The organism is Actinoplanes palleronii (genome assembly GCF_016862315.1).
Lineage (GTDB): Bacteria > Actinomycetota > Actinomycetes > Mycobacteriales > Micromonosporaceae > Actinoplanes > Actinoplanes palleronii.
Window position 1 is genome coordinate 1 of sequence record NZ_BOMS01000044.1, and the last position, 26,114, is coordinate 26,114.

General features: G+C 70.9%; 29 protein-coding genes and 1 pseudogene. 14 read left to right on the plus strand and 16 right to left on the minus strand.

Going from position 1 to position 26,114, the window contains the following annotated elements; genetic code table 11:
- A pseudogene (locus Apa02nite_RS15710) lies at positions 1-397 on the minus strand (glycogen debranching enzyme); the annotation flags it as partial.
- Between the two features lie 162 nt (positions 398-559).
- Here Apa02nite_RS15710 and Apa02nite_RS15715 point away from each other — a divergent pair.
- From Apa02nite_RS15715 to Apa02nite_RS15725, 3 genes are read left to right on the plus strand one after another with little or no spacing between them, the layout of a single operon-like run.
- Positions 560-1,216 (plus strand): DUF998 domain-containing protein, encoded by a 657-nt coding sequence (locus Apa02nite_RS15715; protein WP_203825591.1) that lies wholly within the window; start codon positions 560-562, stop codon positions 1,214-1,216.
- Between the two features lie 11 nt (positions 1,217-1,227).
- Positions 1,228-1,593, plus strand: a complete 366-nt coding sequence (locus tag Apa02nite_RS15720; protein WP_203825592.1) for a YciI family protein — start codon at positions 1,228-1,230, stop codon at positions 1,591-1,593.
- Positions 1,594-1,619: 26 nt separating this feature from the next.
- Positions 1,620-2,852, plus strand: coding sequence for an RNA polymerase sigma factor (locus tag Apa02nite_RS15725; RefSeq protein ID WP_344574545.1), 1,233 nt, complete (start codon positions 1,620-1,622; stop codon positions 2,850-2,852).
- A 197-nt stretch (positions 2,853-3,049) separates the two neighbouring features.
- Here Apa02nite_RS15725 and Apa02nite_RS15730 read toward each other — a convergent pair whose 3' ends face one another.
- The 4 genes from Apa02nite_RS15730 to Apa02nite_RS15745 all read right to left on the minus strand — a co-directional run bounded on the left by Apa02nite_RS15730 (position 3,050) and on the right by Apa02nite_RS15745 (position 6,512).
- On the minus strand, positions 3,050-4,387 hold the full coding sequence (locus Apa02nite_RS15730) for a right-handed parallel beta-helix repeat-containing protein (protein WP_203825593.1): 1,338 nt from the start codon (positions 4,385-4,387) through the stop codon (positions 3,050-3,052).
- Positions 4,388-4,470: 83 nt separating this feature from the next.
- On the minus strand, positions 4,471-4,860 hold the full coding sequence (locus Apa02nite_RS15735) for a DUF6069 family protein (RefSeq protein ID WP_203825594.1): 390 nt from the start codon (positions 4,858-4,860) through the stop codon (positions 4,471-4,473).
- Complete coding sequence (locus Apa02nite_RS15740; protein ID WP_203825595.1) at positions 4,860-5,804, minus strand: RNA polymerase subunit sigma-70; 945 nt, start codon at positions 5,802-5,804, stop codon at positions 4,860-4,862. The genes Apa02nite_RS15735 and Apa02nite_RS15740 overlap by 1 nt, the downstream gene beginning before the upstream one ends.
- A 75-nt stretch (positions 5,805-5,879) precedes the next feature.
- Positions 5,880-6,512 (minus strand): GntR family transcriptional regulator, encoded by a 633-nt coding sequence (locus Apa02nite_RS15745; RefSeq protein ID WP_203825596.1) that lies wholly within the window; start codon positions 6,510-6,512, stop codon positions 5,880-5,882.
- A gap of 23 nt (positions 6,513-6,535) precedes the next feature.
- Between Apa02nite_RS15745 and Apa02nite_RS15750 the strand changes: the two genes are divergently transcribed.
- The 4 genes from Apa02nite_RS15750 (at position 6,536) to Apa02nite_RS15765 (ending at position 9,467) form a co-directional block, all read left to right on the plus strand.
- Positions 6,536-6,865 (plus strand): DHCW motif cupin fold protein, encoded by a 330-nt coding sequence (locus Apa02nite_RS15750; RefSeq protein ID WP_203825597.1) that lies wholly within the window; start codon positions 6,536-6,538, stop codon positions 6,863-6,865.
- A gap of 74 nt (positions 6,866-6,939) precedes the next feature.
- On the plus strand, positions 6,940-7,782 hold the full coding sequence (locus tag Apa02nite_RS15755) for a hypothetical protein (protein WP_203825598.1): 843 nt from the start codon (positions 6,940-6,942) through the stop codon (positions 7,780-7,782).
- Complete coding sequence (locus Apa02nite_RS15760; protein WP_203825599.1) at positions 7,782-8,711, plus strand: hypothetical protein; 930 nt, start codon at positions 7,782-7,784, stop codon at positions 8,709-8,711. Before Apa02nite_RS15755 ends, Apa02nite_RS15760 begins: the two co-directional genes overlap by 1 nt.
- A gap of 117 nt (positions 8,712-8,828) precedes the next feature.
- Positions 8,829-9,467, plus strand: a complete 639-nt coding sequence (locus Apa02nite_RS15765; protein ID WP_203825600.1) for a DUF5753 domain-containing protein — start codon at positions 8,829-8,831, stop codon at positions 9,465-9,467.
- On the opposite strand, the gene Apa02nite_RS15770 is transcribed toward Apa02nite_RS15765, so the two are convergent.
- The gene (locus Apa02nite_RS15770; RefSeq protein ID WP_203825601.1) at positions 9,462-9,641 is read right to left on the minus strand and encodes a DUF397 domain-containing protein; all 180 of its coding nucleotides are present in this window, start codon (positions 9,639-9,641) and stop codon (positions 9,462-9,464) included. The genes Apa02nite_RS15765 and Apa02nite_RS15770 overlap by 6 nt on opposite strands.
- Before the next feature lie 255 nt (positions 9,642-9,896).
- Between Apa02nite_RS15770 and Apa02nite_RS15775 the strand changes: the two genes are divergently transcribed.
- Entirely contained in the window at positions 9,897-10,799 is a 903-nt protein-coding gene (locus tag Apa02nite_RS15775) for a helix-turn-helix domain-containing protein (RefSeq protein ID WP_203825602.1), read from the plus strand.
- A gap of 15 nt (positions 10,800-10,814) precedes the next feature.
- Here Apa02nite_RS15775 and Apa02nite_RS15780 read toward each other — a convergent pair whose 3' ends face one another.
- The gene (locus Apa02nite_RS15780; protein ID WP_203825603.1) at positions 10,815-11,255 is read right to left on the minus strand and encodes a DUF6232 family protein; all 441 of its coding nucleotides are present in this window, start codon (positions 11,253-11,255) and stop codon (positions 10,815-10,817) included.
- 306 nt (positions 11,256-11,561) lie between these two features.
- On the opposite strand from Apa02nite_RS15780, the gene Apa02nite_RS15785 reads away from it, so the two are divergent.
- A complete protein-coding gene (locus Apa02nite_RS15785; RefSeq protein ID WP_203825604.1) occupies positions 11,562-12,458 on the plus strand; it encodes a M56 family metallopeptidase in 897 nt (298 codons plus the stop codon).
- Between the two features lie 58 nt (positions 12,459-12,516).
- On the opposite strand, the gene Apa02nite_RS15790 is transcribed toward Apa02nite_RS15785, so the two are convergent.
- Positions 12,517-13,431 carry a GNAT family N-acetyltransferase gene (locus Apa02nite_RS15790; RefSeq protein WP_239164334.1) on the minus strand — a complete coding sequence of 305 codons (915 nt, stop codon included), beginning with the start codon at positions 13,429-13,431 and terminating at the stop codon, positions 12,517-12,519.
- Positions 13,432-13,520: 89 nt separating this feature from the next.
- On the opposite strand from Apa02nite_RS15790, the gene Apa02nite_RS15795 reads away from it, so the two are divergent.
- The gene (locus Apa02nite_RS15795; protein WP_203825606.1) at positions 13,521-14,486 is read left to right on the plus strand and encodes a hypothetical protein; all 966 of its coding nucleotides are present in this window, start codon (positions 13,521-13,523) and stop codon (positions 14,484-14,486) included.
- Positions 14,487-14,724: 238 nt separating this feature from the next.
- The gene (locus Apa02nite_RS15800; protein ID WP_203825607.1) at positions 14,725-15,126 is read left to right on the plus strand and encodes a MerR family transcriptional regulator; all 402 of its coding nucleotides are present in this window, start codon (positions 14,725-14,727) and stop codon (positions 15,124-15,126) included.
- Here the strand turns inward: Apa02nite_RS15800 and efeB are convergent.
- From efeB to efeU, 3 genes are all read right to left on the minus strand, one after another.
- Complete coding sequence (efeB, locus tag Apa02nite_RS15805) at positions 15,099-16,370, minus strand: iron uptake transporter deferrochelatase/peroxidase subunit (RefSeq protein WP_203825608.1); 1,272 nt, start codon at positions 16,368-16,370, stop codon at positions 15,099-15,101. The two genes, Apa02nite_RS15800 and efeB, sit on opposite strands and share 28 nt — an antisense overlap.
- Before the next feature lie 244 nt (positions 16,371-16,614).
- Positions 16,615-17,751, minus strand: a complete 1,137-nt coding sequence (gene efeO / locus Apa02nite_RS15810) for an iron uptake system protein EfeO (protein ID WP_203825609.1) — start codon at positions 17,749-17,751, stop codon at positions 16,615-16,617.
- A gap of 7 nt (positions 17,752-17,758) precedes the next feature.
- A complete protein-coding gene (gene efeU, locus Apa02nite_RS15815; RefSeq protein ID WP_067685967.1) occupies positions 17,759-18,595 on the minus strand; it encodes an iron uptake transporter permease EfeU in 837 nt (278 codons plus the stop codon).
- Positions 18,596-18,721: 126 nt separating this feature from the next.
- Here efeU and Apa02nite_RS15820 point away from each other — a divergent pair, with 126 nt between their 5' ends.
- Both Apa02nite_RS15820 and Apa02nite_RS15825 read left to right on the plus strand, forming a co-directional pair.
- Entirely contained in the window at positions 18,722-19,216 is a 495-nt protein-coding gene (locus Apa02nite_RS15820) for a MarR family winged helix-turn-helix transcriptional regulator (protein WP_203825610.1), read from the plus strand.
- Entirely contained in the window at positions 19,207-20,424 is a 1,218-nt protein-coding gene (locus tag Apa02nite_RS15825) for an MFS transporter (protein WP_203825611.1), read from the plus strand. Before Apa02nite_RS15820 ends, Apa02nite_RS15825 begins: the two co-directional genes overlap by 10 nt.
- 101 nt (positions 20,425-20,525) lie before the next feature.
- On the opposite strand, the gene Apa02nite_RS15830 is transcribed toward Apa02nite_RS15825, so the two are convergent.
- The 4 genes from Apa02nite_RS15830 to Apa02nite_RS15845 form a co-directional block, all read right to left on the minus strand.
- Positions 20,526-21,059 (minus strand): hypothetical protein, encoded by a 534-nt coding sequence (locus tag Apa02nite_RS15830; RefSeq protein WP_203825612.1) that lies wholly within the window; start codon positions 21,057-21,059, stop codon positions 20,526-20,528.
- 63 nt (positions 21,060-21,122) lie between these two features.
- Complete coding sequence (locus Apa02nite_RS15835) at positions 21,123-21,953, minus strand: hypothetical protein (RefSeq protein ID WP_203825613.1); 831 nt, start codon at positions 21,951-21,953, stop codon at positions 21,123-21,125.
- A gap of 12 nt (positions 21,954-21,965) precedes the next feature.
- Positions 21,966-22,607 carry a nucleotidyl transferase AbiEii/AbiGii toxin family protein gene (locus Apa02nite_RS15840; protein WP_203825614.1) on the minus strand — a complete coding sequence of 214 codons (642 nt, stop codon included), beginning with the start codon at positions 22,605-22,607 and terminating at the stop codon, positions 21,966-21,968.
- Positions 22,607-22,948 carry a hypothetical protein gene (locus tag Apa02nite_RS15845; RefSeq protein WP_067695328.1) on the minus strand — a complete coding sequence of 114 codons (342 nt, stop codon included), beginning with the start codon at positions 22,946-22,948 and terminating at the stop codon, positions 22,607-22,609. The genes Apa02nite_RS15840 and Apa02nite_RS15845 overlap by 1 nt, the downstream gene beginning before the upstream one ends.
- Before the next feature lie 824 nt (positions 22,949-23,772).
- Here Apa02nite_RS15845 and Apa02nite_RS15850 point away from each other — a divergent pair.
- Positions 23,773-24,978, plus strand: a complete 1,206-nt coding sequence (locus Apa02nite_RS15850; protein ID WP_203825615.1) for an IS110 family RNA-guided transposase — start codon at positions 23,773-23,775, stop codon at positions 24,976-24,978.
- 296 nt (positions 24,979-25,274) lie between these two features.
- Here the strand turns inward: Apa02nite_RS15850 and Apa02nite_RS15855 are convergent, their stop codons facing one another.
- The gene (locus tag Apa02nite_RS15855; RefSeq protein WP_203825616.1) at positions 25,275-25,913 is read right to left on the minus strand and encodes a hypothetical protein; all 639 of its coding nucleotides are present in this window, start codon (positions 25,911-25,913) and stop codon (positions 25,275-25,277) included.
- Positions 25,914-26,114: the final 201 nt, after the last annotated feature.

A 26,114-nucleotide genomic window follows, 5' to 3' on the forward strand; every position in this document is an offset into this window, starting at 1 on the left:
CCGAGCGGGGTGCGAACGGCGCGGAGTCCGCGTCGTTGCGCGCGTCCGGGTCGCTGAACTCGTACGAGAACAGCGCCTGGTCCCACCGGTAGTCCCCGTCGATCGCCTTCGCGTACGGGTCGAGCAACAATTTGGTCGGGTTGCACCGCAGGCCCCGGGACGGGTCGTAGGGCCCGTGCACCCGGTAGCCGTACCGCTGACCGGGAACGATCCGCGGCAGATACCCGTGCCAGACGAGCGCCTCCCGCTCGGGCAGGTCGAACCGGGTCTCGGTGCCGTCGTCGTCGAACAGGCACAGTTCGACCCGCTCGGCGACCTCGCTGAAGATGGCGAAGTTCGTGCCGCCGCCGTCGTACGCGGCACCCAGCGGATACGGATTTCCCGGCCAGATCCTCATACCGCGATCCTGAGTGCTCCGCCTCGAGCGCACACCGGCGATCGCCCAAAACCACCCCGTCAGTGGAACGCCGAAAATAAACTCCGTCGTCGTGTCCGAACCTGGTCCTCCCGTTCGAGGAGCAGACAGGAGCAGATGAGGACACGAACGAAGGAGACCACGATGACCACCCTCGACCGGCAGTGCAGCCCGGCCGTCCGGACCACCCGATCGTTGCTCGGCTACGGGGTGCTCGCCGGGCCGTTCTACGTCACGGTCAGCCTGGCCCAGGCGCTGACCCGGGACGGTTTCCGCCTCGACGAGCACGCCTGGAGCCTGCTCGAGAACGGTGACCTCGGCTGGCTGCAGATCACCAACTTCGTGCTGACCGGCCTGATGACCTGCGCCGCGGCCGTCGGCCTGCGCCGCGCCCTTCCCACCGGTCACGGCCGATTCTGGTCACCGTCACTGCTTTTTGTGTACGGCGTGAGCCTGATCGGCGCGGGTGCTTTCACGGCGGATCCGGCCCAGGGGTTCCCGGCCGGCACCCCGGCGACCACGGCGGTCAGCTGGCACGGGATGCTGCACTTCGCGATGGGCGGGATCGGGTTCCTCGGCCTGATCGCCGCGTGTCTGGTGCTCGGCTCGCGATTCGCGCGCGAAGGTCGTACCACATGGGCTTGGTTCTCCCGGACCACCGGAATCCTGTTCCTGGCCGCCTTCGCCGGGATCGCCAGCGGCTCGCACGGACCGACCACCCTGGCCTTCGTCGCCGCCGTCCTGCTCGCCTGGGCCTGGCTGGCCGCCGTCTGCCTGCACTTCCACCGCACCGCCGCCTGAGAGGACCTGCCATGCGCTACCTGATGATTTTGAAGGCCGAGCAGCCGTCGACCCCGCCGCCGCCGGGCCTGATGGAGGCGATCATGAAGCTCGGCGCGGACGCCACCGCGGCTGGTGCGCTGCTGGACACCGCGGGCCTGGCCCCGAGCCAGACCGGCGCCCGGGTCTCCCTCGTGAACGGGCAGATCGGCGTGACCGACGGCCCGTTCGCCGAGGCGAAGGAGACGATCAGCTACGCGATCTACGAGGTGCGGTCCAAGGCGGAGGCGGTCGAGTGGGCGTCGCGCTTCCTGGCCCTGCACCGGGACATGTGGCCGGGCTGGGAGGGCGACACCGAGATCCGCAAGGTGTTCGGGCCGGAGGACTTCGGCAACTAGCGCCCCGGGTGGCAGGATCGGTGGCCGTGACGGCCACCGAGCCCTCCCGCGTCGTGGCGACGGTCTGGCGGATGGAGTCGGCCCGGATCGTCGCCACTCTCGCCCGCCTGGTCGGCGACGTCGGGCTGGCCGAGGAGCTCGCCCAGGACACCCTGGTCATCGCGTTGGAGCAGTGGCCGGTCGCCGGCGTGCCCGAGCACCCGGCGTCCTGGCTGACGGCCACCGCCAAGCACCGCGCCGTCGACCTGCTCCGCCGGCGGGGCCGGTACCGGGAGAAGCTCGCCGAGCTCGGCCGGGCCACACCCCAGGTGACCGATCCTGATCTCGCCGCCGAGTTGGACGACTACGTCGGCGACGACCTGCTGCGGCTGATCTTCACGACCTGTCATCCGGTGCTGCCGACCGAGTCCCGGGTGGCGCTCACGCTGCGGCTGCTCGGCGGGCTGAGCACCGACGAGATCGCGCGGGCGTACCTGGTGCCGGAGCCGACCGTGGGCAAGCGGATCACCCGGGCCAAACGCACCCTGGCCGAGAAACGGGTGCCGATCGAGCTGCCGCCGCCGGCCGAGGCCGCCGACCGGCTCGCCTCGGTCCTCCAGGTGATCTATCTGATCTTCAACGAGGGGTACGCGGCGACCGCCGGCGAGGACTGGATGCGGCCGGCGCTGTGCACCGAGGCGCTGCGGCTCGGCCGGGTCCTGGCCGGGCTGGCGCCGGACGAGCCCGAGGTGCACGGCCTGGTCGCGCTGATGGAGCTGCAGGCGTCCCGGACACCCGCGCGGACCGGTGCGGACGGCGCCCCGGTGCTGTTGCAGGACCAGGACCGGCGGCGGTGGGACCGGCTCCTGATCCGCCGCGGCCTCACGGCCCTCGATCGCGCCGGCTCCACCCTCGGCCCGTACGTCCTGCAGGCGTCGATCGCGGCCTGCCACGCCCGCGCGAGCACCCCGGCGGACACCGACTGGGAGCGGATCGCGGCGCTGTACGAGGTGCTCGCGTACGTCACCCCGTCACCGGTGGTGGAGCTGAACCGGGCGGTCGCGGTCGGCCACGCGTACGGCCCCGCCCGGGCCCTCGCCATCGTCGACGCCCTGGACCTGCCGGGCTACCCGCTGCTCCCTGCTGTCCGCGGTGACCTGCTGGCCAGGCTGGACCGGGCCGCCGAGGCGCGCGCGGAGTTCCTGCGGGCCGCCGCGATGACCCGCAACAGCCGGGAGCGCGACCTCTTCACGGCCCGAGCCGCCGCACTTCTCGCATAGACGCCGGGTGCCCGCTGCCGTCTGCCCGCCCGACCGGCCGGCCGGGAGCGGTGGGCACCTCCGGTCGGGCCGGCACCCGGTCACCCGCGCCGCCGCCCGCACGCTCGGCGTTGCCGGCTGGTCCTCAGGGGTGCCTCCCGGTCCTTGAGGCACCCCTGAGGACCAGCCGGCACCCCGGCGGCCGCTCAGCCGATCACTCAGCTGGTTTCGAAGGCGCCCAGATCCGGAGCCGAGCCGGTGAACGGCAGGCCCGCGTCGGTGCCCTTGTCGATCAGGGTGCTGGTGGCCGCCAGGTGCAGGGCGGTCAGCACGGGCAGGTCGCCGTTCGACTGGCGGGAGACGTTCCAGCCGGTCGTGGCCACGCTCTGGAACTGGGCGTCGTTCATGGTGAGGCTCAGGTTCCACGAGTTGGTGGTGGCGGTCGTGCCGGAGAGGTTCGCGGTGAGCGTTCCCCCGTACGCAATGTTGTTCTTCAATGTTCCGAGACCGACGGCGGCGCCGCTGGCATTGATGCCCAGCATGTTGAAGCCGATGCCGTTGCTGTAACTGGTGTTGTTGACGTAGTCGTTGGCGACCGGGTGGTGGTTGCTGTAGAAGCCCGGGCCGCGGTTCAGGAAGGCGACCGAGTTCCGTACGGTGTGCTTCGCCGCGGTCGCGACGTAGACGCCGCCGTAACCACCGGCCTTGAACCCGGCCCCGTTCCCGATCGGCGTCGTGGTCTGCGGCAGATACCCGTTGCGCCACGACCACGAGTTCTCGATCGTCACCGACGAGTACGCGTTGATCAGGTCGAAGCCGTCGTCGGAGTTCCACCACGCGCGGCAGCCGCGGAACACGTTCCCGGCATTACCGGCCGCGATGTGCGCGCCGAATCCGTCACCGTTCTCGCCGGCCCCGTTCGAGCTGTACGGGTCGTAGTTGTTGTAGGAGTCCGAGTTCAGGACGAGGTTGTTGCCGCCCTTCGCGATGAACAGTCCCGGACCCATGTTGTTGTGCGTGTTGATCTTCTCGAACGTGTTGTTGCTGCCGGAGATCCACAGCCCCCACGACTCGTGGTTCAGGCTGTTGTTCTGCGGCACGCCGGTCACGCCGATGCCCCGCAGATACAGATGACTGCCGGTCACGTCGAAACCCTTGATCCGGCAGTTCACGCCGGTCATCCCGGAGAAGTCGAAGATCGGCTTCTCGCTGGGATAGTTCACGTAGCTGATCGGGCTGCCCGCCGTGCCGCTCGTGCTCAGCTTCACCGCGTCGACCACGGCGGTCTGGCTCGAGCAGGCGGTCGTCGCCGTCGTGAACGCGTAGGTGCCGCCGCGCAGGTAGACGGTGTCGCCGGCCGCGGCCACGGTCTGCGCCTTCGCGATCGACTGGAACGGCGCCGCGACGGTGCCGGCCGCGCTGTCACTACCCGTGGGGGAGACGTAGTAGGCAGCCGCCGCGTGGCCCATCGAGGGGAGGATGATCACTGCCGCGACGGCGCTCGCCGCCAGGGCGGACACCAGGGCGGTGTTACGCACTTTCTTCCGGATGCTCACCGGTTGACTCCTATGTGGGGATGTGTCCTGCCCGCCTGGTGGGGAGCCAGGCGCTTCCCGGTGGGGAGCCGGGAAGTCAAGGATCATAGAGATGCTTCCTGTGACCGGTTACCGAGGCTTCGCGCCAGGGCGGGGATCATCACGGCCGCCGGGATCAGGTGCAGCCCGAGCAGGGTGGCGACGGTGGCGGTGTCCGCTCCGGAGAGGACCGGCGGGACCAGCGAGATCGCGGTCAGCACCACGGCCGTCCACACGAACCGCTCGGCCGGGCGAGTGCTCCACCGTCGCAGGGCGACGGCGATGACCACGCCGACGACCGAGAAGAAGCCGGTCACCACGGCGAACCCGGCCAGGGGGATCCTCTCGCCGCCGTCGGGGATCGCGAAGTCCACACCGGCGGCTCCGGCGATCGCGGCGGCCACGGTGGTGGCCACCACCGCCACGAGGGTGGCGACCAGCCCGATGCGGGCCATCACTCGGTACCGTCCGCGGCCAGGCGCTCCGGCAGCCCCAGCTGCGGGAAGCGGTCACCGCCGAACGTGGTGATCTCGGTGATCGCCCCGCCGGTGACCCGCAGGACGTCGAGGGTCAGCGGCAGGTACGCGCCCTCCTCCTTGTGCCAGAGGTAGAACGCGACGGCGGGCTGCCGGTTCATCGAGGTGGGCACGCTACGCAGGCGCCCCAGCTCGGTGAAGCCGTCCGCGAGCCAGTCGGCGACCACCGCGTCGCGGCCGAGCTGCAGCCCCGGCGTCGGCGGCATCGAGCAGCGGACGTCGTCGCGCAGCAGCGCGGCCAGCCCGTCGATGTCGATGGCCACGCTGGCCTCGGTGAACCGGCGCACCGTCGCACGCGTCCCGGCGTCCTCCTCACCACCGGTCCAGTCCTGCCGCTCGGCGGGCAGGTGCTCCCGCATCCCGGCGCGGGCCCGCTGCAGCGCGCTGTTCACCGAGTTGACCGAGTCGCCGAGCAGTTCCGCGACGTCCTTCGCCGGCCAGCCGAGCACGTCGCGCAGGATCAGCACGGCCCGTGGGCGCGGCGCGAGGTGCTGGACCGCGACCAGGTAGGCCAGCTCGATCGTCTCCCGGGCGACGGCCAGGGTCTCCGGCTCGTCCGCGCCACCCGCGGGCAGTTCGTCGAGCAGCCGGTCCGGGTACGGCTGCAGCCACCGCACCTCACCGCCGGTGGCCGGCTCCGGGCGGCACGTGGCGAGCAGGTCCAGGCACGCGTTGGTGGCGATCCGGTACAGCCAGGCCCGGAACGTCGAGCGCCCCTCGAACGTCTCCCGCCGCCGCCAGGCCCGCAGGAACGTCTCCTGCACGGTGTCCTCGGCGTCCTCGAACGATCCGAGCATCCGGTAGCAGTGCACGTGCAGCTCCCGCCGGTGCCGCTCGGCCAGCCCCTCGAAGTCCGCGTCCATGGCGCCACCCTTCTGTCTCGGCGTGTTCCGTCACAGGTAAGACGGCTGCGGGCCCGGGAACTCATCACCCGCGGTCTACAGCGCCTCCCGGGTGGCGGTGAGATGGCCGGTCAGGCGGGCACCGGCCAGGCCGGGATCACCGCTCTCGACCGCGGCCAGCAGCGCCTCGTGCTCGCTCAGCACCTGGTCGGCGCGGCCGCTGGTGCGGTGGATGGCGGCGTGACCGATCCGCAGCTGCTGGTCGCGGAGCGAGTCGTACAGGCGCAGCATGATCGGGTTGGCGGCCAGGGCGACCAGGGAGCGGTGGAAGAGCTGCGCCTCGGTGTTGAACGCGTCCAGGTCGGTGTCGGCCAGCAGGGCCCGCTGGCGCGCGAGCGAGCCGCGCCACTGCTCGGTCAGATCCGGCCGGGCGGCCACCTTGGCCAGGGCGAACTGCTCGACCACGAGGCGCGCCTCGATGACGGCCGCGGCGGCGCCGGCGGTGACCGGGACGACCAGGGCGCCGCGGCGCGGGTACAGCTCGATCAGGTTCTCGCTCTCCAGCTGGACGAACGCCTCGCGGACCGGGGTCCGGCTGACGCCCGCCTCGCCGGCCACCTCGCCCTCGGTGATCAGCTGCCCCTCGCGGTACGTCCCGTCCAGGATCCGCTCCTTGACCGTGGTGTAGACCCGCAGGCGAGGGGTTAGCATCTCAGGCGTATCTCTCATGTATCTCAGTTTAGGGGCATCCCGTGCAGCTCGCCGAGCATCCGTTCCGCACCATCGCGTGGGACCAGCTGGAACCGACGGTTCACCCCGGCGAGTCCGGCACGGCCAGCTGGCAGACGCACCGCCTCGGCGACGTGCGGATCCGGCGGGTGCGGTACTCGGCCGGGTATCTCGCCGACCACTGGTGCACCAAGGGGCACGTGCTGCTCTGCGTCGAGGGCAGCCTGCGGACCGATCTGGCCGACGGCCGGACCACGACGCTCGGCCCCGGTGACTGCTACACCGTCGGTGACGACTGCGAGCCGCACCGGTCCAGCACCGCGACCGGCGCGACCCTGTTCATCGTGGACTGACCACCCGATCATTCGGCGCGGGGTCGGTCGCCCGGCCGACATCGCGGCCCGCCGGGGAGTGGTAGGCAGGGGACATGTCCGCGGAACGCCGCCGCGTGTTGGCGATCGCCGCCGCGCTCACGGTCTTCCTGGCCGTGGGCGTCTTCTGGCTGACCCGGCTCGCGGTCGGCGGCACGGGGGAGGAGGCGGCGTTCGTGGCGCCGCCGGCCTCGGCGTCACCCTCCATTTCGCCCTCACCCGCACCCTTGTCCTTGTCCGCCGCGCCGCCGGGCACTCCCGATCCGCTGCCGAGAGGCGCCGCTCCCACCACGACCGCGACCCCGACCTCGACCGGCACCGACGACGCCGGTCCTGACAAAACCGGCCAGACGCCGACGAATCCTGCCATCCGGCCGTCCTCCCAGCGGCCGAGCAGCAGCCCGCCGCCGCCCCCGGCCCCGAAACCCCGGGTCATCGAGGTCGGCGGGGTGACCCTGGACAACCGCAACCCGCAGACCATGTGCACGCTCTTCGAGAACAAGACGGCCGGCATCGCGGTCAAGCTCCGCAACATCCGGGTCTCCGGAAAACTGACCATGGATCCCGGCACCTGCGCGACGAACGGCGAGATCGAGGGCAGCCCCCAGTGCGTCAGCGGGATGACCCTGGAACGAGGCGCTGCCTGCTTCACCGGAACCGCAGCCACCGCCACAACCCCCGACGAATACATCGGCTACGTCCGGATCGACGTGCAGGGCCGGTGTGCCTCGGCCGGCCCGAAGGCCTGCTCCGGCCCGGAGTTCGGGGGCGATCCGCCGACCGCTGCCCGGCCGGTCACCGTCACCTGGACGGTCCGCAGCGAGAAGCCGGTCTGCTACGCCGTGCGCGCGCCGGACGACGTGAACCAGGACAAGTTCTGCTTCAAGACCGACGAGTAGTGGACAAGCTCTCCCGGCGCCCGCGCGCCCCGGCACCACCGGCCGAGACCGGACCGGACTGGGGCACCCGGCTGAAGGACCTCGCGGGCATCCTGGCCCCGACCACCGCGATCACCGCGCTGCTGATCTACTTCGGCTACATCGGCACCCGCGCCCGCTTCGCCTACTTCGGCGTCTACCTGGAGCTGGCCGGCCTCTCCAACCAGGATTTGATGCTCTACGGCCTGGAAGTCCTCAACGTTCCGGCGGCACTGGTCCTGCTCGCCGTCCTGCTCGGCGCGGGCGGGCACGCGGCGGTCAGCTGGCTGACCGGGGCGCCGGAACATCGCCGCGCCGCCCTGGGCACCGCCGCCGCCCTGCTGATCGCCGGGGGACTGCTGCTGGCCAGGGCCACGATCGGGCTACTGGTGGTCCGGGTGTCGCGCACCGAGATTCCCGGCACCAGCGCGCTCGCGCTGGCCCTCGGACCGATCCTCATTGCGTACGGAGGGTGGGCCGCGGCCACCGTTCTGGTCCGGGACGGCCCGGCCCGGTTCCCCCGGTGGTACGCCACGCCAGGGATCGTCCGGCTCCGGCGCCTGATCACGGTAGCCGTCAGCGGCCTGGTGCTGGTTGGCCTGTTCTGGGCGGTGAACAGCTTCGCCTGGGCATACGGGCAGGGTCGCGCCGTGGACGACGCCCGTCGGCTGTCGTACCGCGCCGAGGTGTTGCTGGACACGAAGGAGCCGCTGATCGACCTCCCGCCCGGCGTTGACGAGACCCCGCTGGCCGGCGAGTTCAAGCACCGCTACCACGGCCTACGCCTGCTGGTAGCCGCCGACGACCGCCTCTTCCTGGTCCCCGCCACCTGGACCGACCAGGCCCGCACCCTGGTGATCCCTTACGACGACCAGATCCGCATCCAGCTCATCCCACCCCGGACGGGGTAACCACGTGAACACACCCGCCGGCGGGATAGCGCGAAGTGCCGCACTGTGGAAACCTGCGTCAGGCGTAATCTGCAATGTGCAGGTTGCGAGTCGCTGACAGCGACTATCGTCGTCCTGATGAGGAGTTCTGCGATGGAGAAGAGTGGCAGCCCGGCAAAGGTGATCGACGCGCGGGGACCCGAAGCCTTCGAGCAACTGATGAGGGTCGAGCGGGAGTCCTCCCAGATCTTCTACAGCCTCCCGATGTTCCTTCCCGGCCCGTTTCAGTCGGAGGGCTATGCCCGGGAGATGCTCAGCGGCATCGCCCATCCCGCACCGACCGGCGGCGAGCTGGCCGACCGCCTGCGGGTGCGGATGAACCGGGCCGCCGCTTTCCGCGAGCGACTCGACGGCGACACGCCTCCGCGGGTCTGGGCGGTGCTCGACGAGGCCGCGCTCCGCCGGACCCGGGACGCGGCGATGATGCGCGAGCAGATCGACCACCTGCTCGAGCTGTCCCAGAAGGACACCGTCCACCTGGCGGTCATGCCGTTGAGCGCCGGCCCGACCGCTTTGCTGGGCGGCTCCTTCGAGGTGCACGAGGCCGCCGAGGGCGAGACGTCGGTCTTCTTCGAGGGCCGCTACCAGGACGAGATCATCGGTCCCGACCAGGCGCGCGCCGAGTACTACCGGGACCTGGTCAGGACGCTCCTGGCAACGGCGGCGTCCGAGTCGGCGGCGACGTCGCTGCTGGTGGACATCCGAGACTCGTTATGACGTCTCGACCTCGATGAACGCTCGCCATACCGGCCGGTCGAAGGTCAGGACCGGGCCGCCCGGGTCTTTGGAGTCGCGCACGTGCACGTGGTTGCCGTCGAGTGCCACCTCGACGCAAGCGCCGCCTCCGCTTTTCGAGCTCGTCCGCCAGACGAGGTCATCCCGGTCGTTCACTACGCCTCCCGAACACCAATGCCGCGCGCGAACCTCAGGGGATCGTGCGGGCTGATCCGGCTTCACCGATGCAGTTTTTGTCAACGGTCGGTCACTCACGGTACCCGAAATCCACGGGACTGAATGAGGCGGAGATGAATCGGTCTTACCTTCCGCCGCGTCGGCGTCCGGGGAGCTGGTCTACGGTAGGTCTGCGCGAACTGGCAATTGCTGTCTGCGAATTGCAGCCGTACGACCGATCAGAAGGGCCTGGCGATGCCGGACACCCACTCCCTCGACGACACCTCGGCCGTGGGTCCCTTCGTCGCCCGCAACCAGGTCAGCCGGCGTCTGGTGGAGCTGCGGGAGAAACGGGAGCTGACGCCCGACCAGGTGGTGGCGCACACCGGGTGGTCTTCCTCGAAGCTGACCCGCATCGAACGCAGCGAGGTGACGATCCAGCCTCTCGAGCTCCGAGCACTTCTTTCCTTCTACGGCGTGCACGACGAGAGCGAGGTCGCCACCCTCGCCCACCTGTCGCAGACCTCACGATCGCGTTCCTGGTACAGCAGGCACAAGCTGGACAAGACGTTCCAGCAATTCGTGGCGTACGAGACCGAAGCTGCGGTGATCAACAGCTCCCAATTGCTGTTCGTTCCCGGACTGCTGCAGACCGAGGAGTACGCCCGGGAGATCACCGCGCTGTCCATGCGGCGCCGGCCCGACGACCCCGATGTCCTGGCCCGGGTGACCCTGCGGATGGACCGCCAGCAGGCCTTCCGTGCCCGGCTCGGCAAGCGGAACCAGCCGCACATCAACGCGATGATCGACGAAGCGGTCCTGCGTCGTCCGGTGGGCGGACGGGACTGTCTCCGCCGGCAGCTCGATCATCTGCTGCGACTCGCCGCCGACGGCTCGGCGTACTCGATCTCGGTGACACCGCTCGACCTGGTGCATCATTCCGGCCTCGGCGGAACCTTCGAGCTGCTGCAGTTCGAAGGTTCGCTCGACGACGTGCTCTTCATCGAAGGTGCGGCGGGCCTGGACTCGCTCACCACGGACCAGACCCAGGCCGAGCGGTTCCGGGGGATCGTCAGTGACCTGCGGACCTACGGCCTCGGTGGAGACGAGGCGCTGGACTTCCTGCGATCGGTCCGGGACGGGCTGTCGCAGCCCTGACGGCCCGGACGACGCTCAGGGAAGCGGGCGGCGGCCGGCCTCGACCGCCCGGATGACGGCCCGCCGCACCTGCTCGAACTCGGTCTTGTTGGCCGAGCTGAACAGGATCGTCGGAACTCCCCGGTGAAGGGCCCTGAGCTCCATGAGTCGAGGGTTGCGGTGGCCGTCGCGCACCACTGCGCCGCCCATGCCCGCGGCGGCGACCAATCCGGCGAGGATCATCAACGCCGACCCGAAGATGACGGCGAGCGGGGCCGCGAGCGCCAGCTCGACGGCCGCGCAGAACATCGCCACGGTCCGCGCCGGGTGGGCGTAGTGGTGGGCGATGCTGGTGACGACGAGGTCGTGCAGGTGGAACAGCCCGCCGGGGGTCTCGATGCAGGTGTTCGTGACCACGATGTGCGGGCCCGGGTAGAAGTAGCAGACGGCCGACGAGGTGTGTGAGTCGAGTGCCATGTGGACCTCCCTGGTCTCTCCATGGTCCGGGCGAGGCAAGCCGTCAGCAAGTCCCACTACCAAAACGTCCGTCAGCGTCGAGCTGTCTGCGAACCGCTGATCAGTCGAATAACTCTATTTGCCGGCCTTCGGTGGGATCAGAAGAGCGACTTATGCGGTCTTAACAAGATTTGCCCTTACCGCATAGGGGCGAACATTCGGCGTCGGGTGGGTTCCGGCGCCCGGCGTCCCGCCGGGGCGGACGGCGTGCCGTGGTGAACCTGTGAGGTGAGAGCATGGCCTCGAGCGGGTGGAAGAGGTAGCCGGATGTTTGATCATTTTCTGTGGTCCGTGGTCGTGGTGCCGCCGCTGGCGGTGCTCGTGGTGCGGCTTCTCGCCGACCGGCTCGCGCCGGGCCGGGCCGCTTCGGTGATCGCCTGGTCGGCGGTGACCGTGGCCGCGACCAGCACGATCAACCTGTTCCTGCTGGCCGCGCACGCCCTGGCCCAGGTCCCGGCGGTCGGCCGGCTGTTCGGCTGGTCCGCCGCAGTGGTCGCGGCCGACACCGCCGGTGTCGAGTGGGTGCCGTGGCTGAGCCTGGCTCTGAGCGTCGCCGTCGTCGTCGCGGTGGGCCGGCGCTGGTGGCGGCAGCGCGCGGTGCTGGCCATGGTCCCGGTGGACGGGCCGGGTGGCCTGGTCATGCTGCCGGACGACGCGCCCCGGGCGTTCGCGGTCCCCGGTGACCCCGGGCACGTGGTGGTCACCACCGGGATGCGCGGGCTGCTCACCGACCCGCAGTTCGAGGCGTTGCTCGCGCACGAGAACGCGCACCTGAGCGAACGCCATCACCGGCTGGCCCGGTTCGCCGAGCTGGCGGTCGCCGCGCACCCGGCGCTGTGGTGGGTCGGCAAGCACGTCGACTACCTGATCGAGCGGGCCGCCGACGAGCGGGCCGCCACCGACCTGGGCAGCCGGAAGACCCTCGCGCACGCGATCGGGGTGGCGGCGCTGGCCGGGGCGGGCAGCCCTTTCGCTGCGGCGTTGCACGCGGCGGTGCCGGGCGGTGTCGTACCGAAGCGGGTCGCCCACCTGTTGCGGCCGCAGCCGCGACCGGCGCCGCGGGCCTTCCTGATCATTCCGGCGCTGCTCGCGCTCAGTTCGGTGATCTGGACCGGCGAGGCCACCCTCGACCTGGTTGAGCTGATCCACGCCGCCCTGCGCTGACGGCCGCTGACCACAACCGGTCAACCAGTGCCGATCACGATGGACCAGCCGCGCCCGGTCAGCCGAGCGCCTGCATCACCGGCGCGAACCAGCGGCCCCGCTCACCCGGCAGCTCCCGGCCGCCGCGCACCATGGTCACCGTTGATCGCCGTAGCGCGAGGCCCCGTTCCGCGGCCCAGCCGAGCAACGAGGGGTGCCGGTCGTCGAGGTCGAGCCGCACCCCTCCGCTGACCGCACCGGCCAGATCGCCGATCAGGGTCCGCGCGTCGTCCAGGTTCCCCGCGACGACCGGGCCGACGACGACCTCGGCGAGATTGCGCCACGCACCGCCATAACCGCTGATCACCCCGCCCCGCTCGACGACCCGGAGCTGCTCGGTGAAGCCCGGCAGCCGCCGCACCAGCTCACCGCGATCCGCCCCGGCGACCTCGGCGTCGAGCGCGATGAGAGCGGGCAGATCAGCCGGCACCGCCGGACGCGACCCGGCCGCGCCACCTGAAGCCGGCACCGCCGGACGCGACCCGGCCGCGCCACCTGAAGCCGGCACCGCCGGACGTGACCCGGCTCCGCCATCGGAAGCCGGCGCCGAGAACCGGCCGGCGTAGGTGTGTGTGAGCCCGTCCACGACGAACCCGAGCTTCTCGTAGAGCGGCCGCCCGTACTCGGTCGCCCACAGAATCACCGTCGCCTCGCCCGCCGCCACCAGCGCATGCTCCATCAGCCGCCGGCCCAGCCCCCGTCCACCACACCGACCCGCCACCAGCACCATGCTGATCGCCGCGAGCCCGCCGCCGAACCGGGTCAGCACCGTGGTGCCGACCAGCCCACCCGCCTCGTCCCGCACGCCGTAGACCGTGCCGACGTCGAACAGCAGCCGCCACTTGTGCTCCTCGGGCAGCCACGCCCGGTCCTGCGCCAGGGCCAGGCACGCGGGCAGGTCGTCGAGCGTCAAGTCCCGGATCTCCGTGGTCACGCTCCGATCCTCACACACTGACATCTGTCATCGGTGAACGCTGATATTCGGCCTGGGGCCGGGCGCTCCGGAAGCGGTGTAGTGAGGTCATGCTTCGTCGTAGCGCACCCGCCATCGGGCTGTTCTTCCTGGCCCCGCTCGTCGCCGAGTTCCTGCTGGGCAACCTGCCGATCACGTTCCTGCCGGCGGTCGTCGCGCTGGCACCGCTCTACGGCGGCGGCGCCCTGCTGATCCGGGAGGTGACCCGCCGGCTCGGTCTCGGCTGGCCGAACATCCTGATCCTCGCTCTCGCCTATGCGGTCCTCGAGGAGGGGCTGACCACCCAGTCGCTGTTCAACCCGAACTACGCCGACGCGCACCTGCTGGTCGACGGTTATCTCCCGGCGCTCGGCATCGCCGTGCCGTGGACCCTCTACGTCCTCGGCCTGCACACGTTCTGGAGTGTCAGCGCGTCGATCCTGATGATGGAGGCGGTCGCGGGGGAGCGGCGCACCACCCCGTGGCTGGGCCGCACCGGTCTGATCGTGACCGGCGTGCTGTTCGCGATCGGCATCGCCATCAGCACCGCGATCACCATGCAGCAGTGGCCCTACACCGCCACCGCCGGCCAGTTCACCGCCACCGCGATCATCCTGGCCCTCCTGATCGCCGCCGGGTTGCTGATCACAATCAAGATCAAACCCCGGCAGGGTACGGCGCCGGGCGCCCGGACCGTCCTGATCGCGACTCTGGTCGCCGGTGCGGTGTTCCAGGGCCTGACCATCGTGAGCCTGCCCACCTGGATCGGCACGGCCGTGTGGGTGCTCGACGTGGCCGCCTTCCTGACCCTCGTCGCCCTCTGGTCGGCCCGCGAGGGCTGGACCGACCTGCACTACCTGGCGATCGGGGCCGGCGCGCTGCTCACCTACGCCTGGCACTCGTTCGTCGAGACCCCCACCGGCGGCGCCGCGATGGCCATCGACCTCTCCGGCAACGCCGTCTTCACCGCCGCCGCCCTGACCCTCATCTGGTACGCCCACCGTCGCCTCACCGCACCCACCCCGCTCAAGGTCTGACCCCCGGCTGGTGTCGGCGGCTGCCTCCGGCCCGTCGAGGCAGCCGCCGGCACCAGCCGTGCCCACCTTGCGCGAGGCCCGCGTCGGGGAGCGCGCCGCCGCGCGCCGCCGGCTTCCCCGGCTGGCTTCCAGGGGTGTCTCGGCGGCCTTGAGGCACCCCTGGAAGCCAGCCGGAACGTGTTGAGTGGCCGGATTTCGGGCAAGGTAGAGGCGGCAGTCCGACTACGAGGAGGCATTCATGCGGATCGGCGACGCGGCTGCGGCGGCCGGGACGACGGCTCGGGCACTGCGCTTCTACGAGGCGAACGGCCTGCTTCCCGCACCTCAGCGCACCGTCACCGGCCAGCGCGTCTACGGTCACCGCGAGGTCGCCCGGCTGCGGGTGATCCGTGGGCTGCTGAGCCTCGGTCTGACCGTCTCCGACCTGCGCGAGTGCGCCGACCGGCTGGACCTGCTCGACGGCGACGCCGCGGCGGGCCGCGGTGCCGGCCGGGCGAACCCGGCCGGGCGGGCGCACCCCGCAGGGCCGACCGCGCGCCGGATCGCCACCCTCGACGCCGAGATCAGTCGGCTGACCGGCCTGCGGGACGACCTCGAGGCCCGGACCCGGATTCAGGCGAACAGCGCCCGGCCCCAGTAGTCGTCGGCGGCGAGCATGCCGGGCGGGCAGGCGAACAGGCCGCTGGAGACGTGCCGGATGTATTCGTTGAGGGTGTCCTGTTTGGCCAGGCTGTTCTGCACCGGCACGAACTGTTTGTGCGCGTTGCGCTGGTAGGCCATGAAGAACAGCCCGGCGTTCAGCCGGCCCAGCCCGTCCGAGCCGTCGACGAAGTTGTAGCCGCGCCGCAGCAGCCGCGCCCCGCCGTTCTGGTCGGGGTGGGCCAGCCGCAGGTGCGAGTCGACGGCGATGACCGGCTCGCCCTCGCCGTCCTGGGCGGCGAAGTCCGGTTCGTCGTGCTCCAGCTTGCCGGTCAGCGGCGCGCCCTCACCCTTGTCCCGCCCGATGATCATCTGCTGTTCGGCGAGCGGTGACCGGTCCCAGGTCTCGACCAGCATCCGGATCTTGCGGGTGACCAGGTAGGAGCCGCCGGTCATCCAGTCCGGGCCGTCGCCGGGCTGCACCCACAGGTGCTCGTCGAGCAGCCCGGTGTCCTCGGACTTGAGGTTGCGGGTGCCGTCCTTGAAGCCGAACAGGTTGCGCGGGGTGGCCTGCGACCGGGACGTCGACGAGGTCCGGCCGAAGCCGAGCTGCGACCAGCGGACGCTGACGATGCCCATCCCGAGCCGGGCCAGGTTGCGGATCGCGTGCACCGCGACCTGCGGGTCGTGCGCGCAGGCCTGGACGCCGATGTCCCCGCCGCTGATCGCGTCCTCGAGGGTGTCCCTGGGGAATTTCGGCAGGTCGGCGAGGGCCGCCGGGCGCCGGGCCGCGATCCCGAAACGATCCTTTCCGCGTACGTCGCGGAAGAGCGTCGGCCCGAACCCGATCGTCAGGGTGAGCCCGGAGGCGGGCAGCCCGAGCGCTTCACCGGTGTCGTCCGGCGGGGCTTCCAGGGAGCCGCCGACCGCGCCGAACGTGCCGGCGTCCAGCCCCTGCGTCATCCGGGCGCCGGCCGCCGTCCAGTTCTGCAGCATGTCGACGAGCGCGGCCTTGTCGTCGGTGATCACGTCGAACGCGCAGAAGTGCAGCCGGTCCTGCGCCGCCGTCACGATCCCGGCCTGCCGCTCCCCGTAGAACGGGATGGCCCCGGCCGCGTCCGCCTCGCTGGTGGTGGCGGTGGCGGGCTGCTGGTCGTGACGTGCGAGAGCGAGCGCTCCCGCGCCTGCGGCGGCCACGCCCGCGGCGCTCGCGCCTGCCAATCCGAGGACCTTGCGCCGCTCCATGTGACGGGCCTTTCTCGCGGTCGGGGGTGCCGACGTGGTTTCGGTTTTTCGGGGTGAACCGTGCCCCGCCACGGGCGTCGCCCCGGAGGGTTTCGCGTTCTGGACGCGCCAGCGGCCAGCGAAGCCCGCAGGGGTCCCGGCGGGAGCGGCGATCTGTACCCCGGCGGACGCACGACATCTTGAATTTGATCTTGGGGTGAACCGGGGGCGAGACGACCGCCTCGCCCCCGGGCAAGCTGCCTGACTACTTCTTGGCGACGATCGCCGCAACCTTCGAGATCGGCTCGGCGAGCGCGTTGATGTCGTCGCTGAGTTCCTTCAGGTCCGCCTGGGTGAGCGTGTTGTGCAGCTTCCAGCCGTCGCCGGCGCGGTGCTTCTCGAGGGCGGCCTCGACCTTGGCGAAGTTCTCGTCGAGCGTCTTGACCAGGGCCGGGTCGCGCTCCTCGAGGGCCGGGCGCAGCGCCTGGATGGCGCCCTGCGAGCCCTCGATGTTGGCGGCGAAGTCCCACAGGTCGGTGTGCGAGTAGCGGTCCTCCTCGCCGGTGATCTTGCCGGTGGCGACCTCGTCGAGCAGGCCCTTGGCGCCGTTGGCGAGCTCGACCGGGGAGAACGTCACCGACTCGGCCTTGGTGACGATCGTCTGGACGTCGGTGAGCAGCTGGTCGGCGATCTTGCCGTCCTTGCTGACGTCCTTGGTGACCCAGAGGTCCTTCTCGATCTTGTGGAAGCCGGTCCACTCCACGCCGGGCTCCAGGTCGCCGTCCCGGGCGTCGATCTTCGGGTCCAGGTCGCCGAAGCTCTCGGCGACCGGCTCGATCCGCTCCCAGTAGGTGCGGGCGATCGGGAACAGCGCCTTGGCCTTCTCGATGTCGCCGCCCTTGACCGCGGTCACGAACGCGGTGGTCTGCTCGATCAGCGCGGTGGTCTGGCTCTTCACGTAACGCTGGTAGTCCTTGCTGGCCTGGGCCAGCTTGGCGTCCTCGGTCAGCGGCGCGGCCGAGCCGGACACCTGGAACGCGTTGCGGATGCCCTTGCCGATCATTCCGGGCTTGCAGGCGGTCTCGTAGGCGCCGGCCGGCAGCTCGACGATCAGCTCACGGGACAGGCCGGGCGCGATGTTCTCGATCTCGCCCATGATCCGGTCGCCGGCGGCGTAGATGTAGAACTCGTTGATCTTGCTGCCCTTGTTGCTGATCGCGAACGTGACGGTGCCCGCGCTCGACGCGGTCCGCTCCACCTTGCACTCGGTGTCGGAGGCGGCCACGGTGATCTTGCCGGAGGCGGCGTCGCCGGCCTTGTCGTCGGCCTTGTCGCCACAGGCGGTCAGCAGCAGGGCGGCGGCGGTAGCGGCGGCGCCGGCGGTCAGCAAGCGGGTATGCATCGTTCTCCTAAGGAGCGGTGGTGACGGGGGTGGGCGCCGGCTTGTGTGGGCGAGCCGGCCAGAGGAAGAGAACGAGGACCGGAATCCCGTACGCGAGCCAGGCGATCGTCTCGATGACGGTCGGCGCCGGCGTGAAATTGACCATGCCGCGGAGCAGTTCGGCGTACCACGCGGTGGGCGGGAACGAGCTCGTCACGTCGAAGGCCAGGTTGTTCAGGCCGCCGAGGACGTTGGACTCCTGCAGGTCGTGGAAGCCGTACTTGAAGATGCCGGCCGCGACCAGCACCAGCAGCGCGCCGGTCCAGGTGAAGAACGTGGACAGGTTGATCCGGACGGCGCTGTAGTACAGCAGCCAGCCCAGCACGATCGCGGTGAGCAGGCCGAGACTGATCCCGATCAGCGGCTTGGCGCTGTCCGCGGTGCCCTGGGCGGCCGCGTAGAACAGGATCGAGGTCTCCAGGCCCTCCCGGATCACGGCGAGGAACGCCACGCTCGCGATCGCCACCGGGCCGACCTCGATCGCGGACTCCATCCGGCCGCGCAGCTCACGTCCCATGTGGCGGGCCATCCGGCGCATCCAGAAGATCATCCAGGTGACGAAGGCCACGGCCACGAACGAGGCGATCGCCTCGAACAGCTCCTGATGGGTCGAGCTCAGCCGGGCGATGCCGACCTGCAGCAGCACGGCGAAGCCGACCGAGATCGCGGCGGCCAGCGCCACGCCGGCCCAGACCAGGCGCAGCAGGGGCTTGCGGTCGCTCTTGACCAGGAAGGCCACGAGGATCGAGACCACGAGGGTGATCTCCAGGCCCTCGCGGAGGCCGATGAGGTAGATGGCGGTCATGGAGCTCCAAAGGTTAGCCAACCCTAAGTCGGTAACCGCATCATTCTTCTATTCAGATGTAGATGTCAAATGACTCCACCTCCAGGATTGTGACAGCACTTATATAAGTGCTGTTACAGTTGGGCCGTGACCGAGTTCTCCGATCCCACCGACCACGCGGTATGGCAGTCGCTGTGGAACCTGCAGTCCGCATTGGACGCTGATATCGCCCGGATCTACGCCGAGGCCGACCTCGGCGGGATCAAGACCACCTGGGTCAAGGAACTGATCAAGCTGCACGTGCGCGGACCGATGACGATCAGCGAGCTGGCCGAGGCGACCGGCCGGACCCACTCGGCGCTGAGTCAGAAGGTGTCCGCGATGCGCGCCGCCGGGTTGGTGCGGACCACGGCGGGGCCGGATGCGCGTACCAAAAAGGTCGCCCTCACCGCGAAAGCCGCAAGTGTCGCGGATCGTCTCGCGGCCGAGTGGCGCGCGACCGAGGCCGCGGTGGCCGAGATCGAGGCGGAGATCCCGTACGGGATGACGCAGGTGGTCCGGGACGTCGAAGCGGTCCTGGCCCGCCGGAGTTTCCGCGACCGGATCGCTCTGAAACTGGCCGAGGATCCCGCGTGGCAGTGACCCGTGCTCTCATCGACGTGCAGCCGCTGCGGTCGTCGCCGGCGTTCCGGCGGCTCTGGATCGGGCGGACCTGCTCCGGGCTCGGCAGCCAGATGACCCTGATCGCGGTGATTTACCAGGTCTGGCAGCAGACCCACAGCACGGTCTGGACCGGCGCGGTCGGGCTCGCCCAGGCGCTGCCGATCGTGCTGTTCGGCCTGTTCGCCGGCGATCTCGCCGACCGGGTCGAGCGGCGCCGGCTCTCGATCGTCGCGACGACCGGCATGGCCGCGTGCTCGGCGCTGCTCGCGGTGCAGGGGTTCGCCGGGCAGCTGCCGGTCCCCGGGGTGCTGGCGCTGGTCGCCGTGCAGGCGTGTTTCGTCACGGTCGGCGGGCCGGTCGGGCGGGCGTTCCTGCCGCACCTGCTGCGCCGTGAGGAGGTCGCCGCCGGGCTGGCCCTCAACCACATCGTGTTCCAGGCGTCGATGCTGCTCGGCCCGGCGCTCGGCGGCCTGCTGCTCGGGTGGGCCGGCGTCGGTGGCTGCTATCTGATCGACACGCTGACGTTCGCGGTGGGGTTCTACGGCGTGATCGGGTTGCCCCGGCTGCCCCCATCGGTTGCCGTGCCGGCGGGGCGTCTGCGTGCGGTGGGGGAGGGGCTGCGGTTCGTGGCCGGGAACCCGGCGGTGCGCGGTGCGCTGCTGACCGATCTGGCCGCCACCCTGCTGGCCATGCCGATCAGCCTGTTCCCGCTGGTGAACGCGGAACGGTTCGGGGGGAACCCGCGGACGCTGGGGCTCTTCCTGACCGCGATCGCGGTGGGCGGGGTGTGCGCGTCGGTGTGGTCCGGGGCGTTCACCCGGCTGGGCCGGCCCGGGTCGGTGATGCTCTGCGGGGCGGGGGTGTGGGGGGTGGCCCTGGCCGGGTTCGGGCTGGTGCCGAACCCGTGGCTGGGGCTGGGGTGTCTGGTGGTGGCGGGGGCGGCGGACACCGTGGCGGTGGTGTCGCGGGGGACGGTGGTGCAGCTGAACACGCCGGAGGGGCTGCTGGGGCGGGTGGCGGCGGCCGAGCAGATCGTCGGGCAGGCGGCGCCGGACGTGGGCAACATGCGGGCCGGGGTGGTGGCCGGGGTGTCGTCGGGGGCGGTGGCGCTGGTCAGCGGCGGGGTGTTGTGTGTGGCGGCGGTCTGCGCGATCGCGCGGGGGACGCCGGCGCTGCGCGGTCGCTGAACAGCGGCGTGGCGCGGCTGCGCGGTCGCCGGTCAGCGGCGTGGAGCGGCGTGACGCGGGTGCGGTGTCGCTGATCAGCGGCGCGGCTGCGGGCTCGCTGGTCAGCGGTCGGGCAGGAGCTTGCGGTAGGCGTCTCGGAATTCCTGGCGGGGTTTGCCGCAGGAGTCGACCGGGACTCCGGGGCGGATCCAGCGGCCTTGGGCGTCCAGCAGGACCAGCCAGGGGACGAACGGGAGTTCCTGGGTGCAGGCCTGTGCGGTGGCACCCTCGTCGGGGAGCCGGAGCGTGGCCAGCAGCGCGGTGATGTCGGTCGCGCGCACCTCGGCGCTGCCGGTGGCGCCTGGCTGCGGCCGGTCGTCGCAGATCACCGCCGAGACGGCCGGGAAGCTGCCGGTGAGGCGGGGCAGGGTCAGGGCGTCCTGTCCGTCGCCGGTCTTCACCGCGCACGACATCCACTGGCTGTGCACTTTCGGTCCGCCGGACGCGACGCTCACCAACGGACCCGGCGCGCTCGTCAGTGGCGTCGACGCGGCCGACGGCGCTTCCGGTGGCGCTCCCGCCGGGCTCGGGTTCTGGGCACAACCGGTCACTCCGAGCGCCACCGCGATCGCCGATCCCACCATCCGTCTGCCCATGTCGCGCCGATCCCTCCCGTTGCGTGTCCTCCTGGGACGGGGCGGCCGCCGGCACGGTTCCCCTCAGCTCCGCCGATCCTCGTCGAACCACGACTCCGCTCGCGGGTCCTCGACCGTCAGGCTGTCGCCCCACCGGTGCCGCAGCTCGTCGGCCGTGGCCTGCCGCGCGCCGACCAGATGGAGCCGGCCGATCACCGGCAGGGAAGCCGGGTCGAGGCCGAAAGCGTCGATCAGGGTCAACGACTGCAACCCCGGATGCCCCATCAGCTGCTCGGCGTCGGTCAGCGCCCCCGGCGGCCCCTCGAACTCCACCACCAGCTCCCGCAGATCCGCCAACGGCGCCAGCCGGGCCGCGGAGAACTCCCCGCCGGCGCCCACCCGCACCACCGGGGTCAGCCGGAGCCCGACGGGCACCACGTCTCCCGCTCCGTGCCGCAGCAGACTCAGCCGCAGCCCACGGCCCTCCTCCGGCGCCTCCACCCGCAGGCCGGCCGGGCTCCGGTGCAGGAACAGGAACCTCATCGACTGCGGCAGGCGGACACTGCCGAGCTCCGCGCAGCCCAGCCGTACCCGGTCCAGGCAGGTCCGGCGCAGGTCGAGGTCACCTGACGCGTCACCCCAGTCCAGGGCGGTGATGGTCGGCTGGGCGCCGAGCGCCTCGCCCAGGCCCCGATCAGAACCGGACCACACCACCGTGGTGGTGTCCGGCAGCAGGGCCAGCGCCGTCCAGTCGATCGGGCCCTCGGCCGGGGTGAGACCGGTCGCGGGCCGCAGGTCGAGGACAGGCATCCCCGCGGTCAGACTCCGTGGGCCCGCCCCGAAGTCGACCTCGATCTCCACGGGCGGCCGGCGCACACCGCGCACCGACCGGAAACCCCAGGTGTTCGCCGGCATAGGGCCATCGTGTCAGTCCCGGGGCCAGGTGGCGAGGCGAGCACGCAACGTAGCGATCTGGGGCGCGTCCAGGCCGTAGAGGGTGAAGCGCACGTCGTCGAGCCGGTCCAGGTAGCGGCCGGCGTCCGCGATGTCCTGCGGGTCCAGGGCCGGGTCCACCGCGTACGCGAGAGCGAGGATCCGGTCCAGCGGATAACGCTCCAGCGCGGCCGCGACGTCGATGTAGTCGCGGACCTCGCGGCGGTTGACCAGCGCAGCGACCTTCGTGGCGATCAGGTCGTCGAGGTGCATGACCGGGCCGAGGTCCATCACCACCGGGGTGCGGTGCCGGTCCAGCCGGCACAGGGTGAGCCGCAGCGCCCGGTGCTCGCCGGCGACGAGGAACTCCTGGATGTCCGCGTCCATCCCGGCGAACAGTTCGTCACCCTCCTCGCGGACCACCCGGTAGCCGGCCTCGGTCAGCGCCGCGACCACCTCGCCGGCCGCCGCGACCACCGCGCCGTCGGTGTCGGTGAACAGGTCGACGTCCTCGGTCGGCCGGGCGACCAGGCCGTTGACCAGCCAGGCCACCCCGCCGCCGAGCACGAAACGGTGTTTGTCGGCGACGCCCAGCGCGATCCGGGCCACGTCACGGTAGAAATCGTCGACACCCATCAGGCGGCGAGACGGGCTGACAACCACGGATGGCGGGCCTCCCAGGCGGCACGCACCCCGCGCGGCAGATTCAGCTCGGACCACACCCGGACCAGCGTCGCGCCGTCCAGAAAGGCGCGCAACTCGTCGACCCGGATCGATTCCCGGAGCACATTCTCATACATCCACAGCAGCATGTCGTGCTGCCCGAGATCGAAAGTGCGATGCGGTTGCCACCACAGGCGCAACGGCAACTCGACCAGGCCGCAGGTGGGCCCGCGCAATTCCGCGAGGGTGCCGGCCACGACGACCGGCCGGTGCGGCCGGGCCAGGTGGACAACGGGGGCGAGGCTCGCGGACATGCCGCCAGCCTAAACCGCCACACCGGTCGGAATGCAAGCTCCTAGACTCCTAGGAAGCTTTAGAGGCTGTGGGGTCACTGTCATTTTTTCGTACGACCTGGGAAAGGTCCCGCCGAGCGACGTATGTCCGCCGTTGGTCCCGATCGCTCCACGGCCGCCGGGGTGTGGCTGAGGGCGAGGTCAAACCGTTTCCCGGCGAATAACCGCCTTCAATTCGCGTCCATTGATTCCCCGCCCGCGGCGCCGACCCCGCATCGGGGTGATCTTGATCATGAGGGTGGGTAGCAGTCGCCCGATTGTCCGCTCACCGCCGTGCTGCCGGCCAGCGCCCGGCAGGTCTTCCCGCGCGGATCATCGGCAAGCAGACCGCCCGCGCGACGCCGGCTGGTCCTTAGGGGTGTCTCAACGGCATCGAGGCACCCCTAAGGACCAGCCGGAGCCGGTCGGCTGGTCCTTAGGGGTGCCTCAACGGCCTTGAGGCGCCCCTGGGCGCCAGCCGGAGTCGGTTGGCTGGTCCTCAGGGTTGTCTCGAGGCCGTGAGGCACCCCTGGGCGCCAGCCGGGGTCGTGGTGCGTGCGGTTGTCGCCCCGTTACCTTTTTAATCGTCCCCACCGGGGACTGCTCGGTCGCTCGGTCCGGTATGACTTATCGCCCCTGTCGCACGCATGATCCGGGGGGTGTTGTCGCCGGGCCGGGTGGCGTCGGCGGACCGCTGATAGGGACCCGGCCACCCCTCATGGGTAGGTCTCTCCGTAACGTGGTTGCCGGCAGTCCGACGCTCTGACCAGCGGCCGAGCCCATGATGGACACGTGGGAGGCAAGGCGTGCACGACGAGTACGGCGTGTTCTTGGGACTCGATGTCGGCAAATCCGACCATCATGCGGTCGCGTTGAACCCCGTGGGTAAACGACTGCACGACGCGGCGCTGCCGAACACCGAGGCTGGGCTGCGGAAACTGTTCGACAAACTCGGCCGGCACGGCCGGATCCTGGCGGTGGTCGATCAGCCTTCCTCGATCGGTGCGCTGCCCGTCGCGGTGGCCCGCGCGTGCGGGCACCAGGTGGCGTATCTGCCCGGTCTGGTCATGCGGCGGCTCGCTGACCTGCACCCGGGCACCGCGAAGACCGACGCCCGTGACGCCTACGTCATCGCCGACGCGGCGAGGACGCTGCCGCACACGCTGCGCCGGGTCGATGTCGGCGACGACACCCTGGCCGAGCTGGAGATGCTGGTCGGCTACGACGACGACCTCGCCGGTGAGGTCACCCGGATCGCCAACCGGATCCGGGGCTTGCTCACCCAGATCCACCCGCCTCTGGAACGGGTCCTCGGGCCGAAAGTGCAGCACCCGGCCGTCCTGGAAGCGCTGTCGCGGTGCGGCGGCCCGGCGGGACTGCGCAAGGCCGGCCGCAGCAAACTGGTCGAGATCGTCCGGAAGCGGGCTCCTCGCATGGGTGCCCGCCTGGTCGAGCAGATCTTCACCGCCCTCGACGCTCAGACCGTCGTGGTTCCCGGCACCACCGCGGCCGAGACGATCCTGCCCCGGCTCGCCGATAGCCTGTCCGACCTGCTGAAACAGCGTGACCTGGTCGCCGGCCAGGTCGAGGAGATGCTTGATGCGCACCCTCTCTCGCAGGTCCTGACCTCGATGCCCGGCATCGGCGTCAGGACCGCAGCCCGGATCCTGCTCGAAGTCGGCGACGGCAGCTCGTTCCCGACCTCCGGACACCTGGCCGCCTACGCCGGACTCGCCCCGGTCACCCGCCGATCCGGGACCAGTATCCGCGGCGAGCATCCGCCCAAAGGCGGCAACAAGCAGCTCAAACGCGCGTTCTTCCTGTCCGCGTTCGCTGCTCTGTCCGACCCGCTCAGCCGGGCCTACTACGACCGCAAACGCGCCGAAGGCAAGAGACACAACGCCGCCCTCATCTGCCTCGCCCGCCGCCGCGTCGACGTCCTGCACGCCATGCTCCGCACCCGCACGGAATACCAGCACAAACCAGCAGAAAATCTCGCGCTCGCCGCTTGACAAAAACCATAGGGACACCCCCCGGGGACGGAACGTCGCGTGGCCTATGGCTCTGCGCGGACCCGCGCCGCCCCGGCGAGCCCCGACCCGACCACTAGTCGGGACTGCCTACCATCTGCTGAGATGCCCGCGTCCGTCTGCCGACCCTGAACCGGCATAACGGGCCATCACCCGGCTGCCCGGCTGCCCGGCTGCCTGGCAAGCCGATCACCCGAAACCGGCTCGGCGGACCCGGCCGTCGGTCACCTGCGACTCGACACTGCGGGTCGCTGCAGGTCAGGGCGTGTGGACGTGGGTCAGGTGAAGCGTTCCGTGGTCACCGGGATGAGGCCGCGGCGGCGGACGTCGGCGGTGAGCCTGCGGAGGACGGGACCGATGACGTCGGGTCGATCGCCGCCCAACAGGACCGTGACGTCGAGGCCCCAGCCGATGCCGTGGCCGATGCGGCGCAGGTTCCACGAGTACAGGTCGTTGCCGGCGCGACCCCGGCCGCCCGGCAGCCCGCCGTCGCCCTCGCCGGGCCAGGACGCGCTCAGCTCGGCCAGCCGGTTGCCGGGCAGCTCGCGGGCGAAGAGCACCCGGTAGAGCCGCTTCTCGGCGAAGCCGTCCGGCGTCTCGTCACCGCCCAGGCGCAGCGGCGCCGAGGTGGTGAAGCGTTCCCGGGCGCCGAACCCGGCCCGCAAGGTGTCCTCGCCGGGCAGGTCACCGCCGCCGAGCTCCCGGTAGACCCGCGCGGCGCGTTCCCGGCCGACCGGGGTGACCGTGGCGAGGAGCGCTTCCTCCGTACGAAAAAAGCGGCCGAATGATCCGGCGGCGCGCCATCGGCCGTCGCCGCCCGCCCACATCGCGCCGCCGAGCCCCACGGTCACGTGGTCCTCGCCGTATACGAACTCCTCGACCAGGATCCCGTCCCCGGCCAGCAGGTAGTAGTCCATGTGCGCAGCCCCCCCGAAGCCTCTACGACCGTCGATTCAACCCGCGGCCCGGTCGATCGACGGTCGTGACGCGCCCGGCCGCGCTGTCGTGTTCGTGACCCGGGCGGGCGCGATGATGGTGCGGTGGAGACGCGGCAGCCGGCGGGCCGGCTGCCGCGTTCTATCGGGCGCTCGGTTTCGAGCACACCCACGACGTCGCAG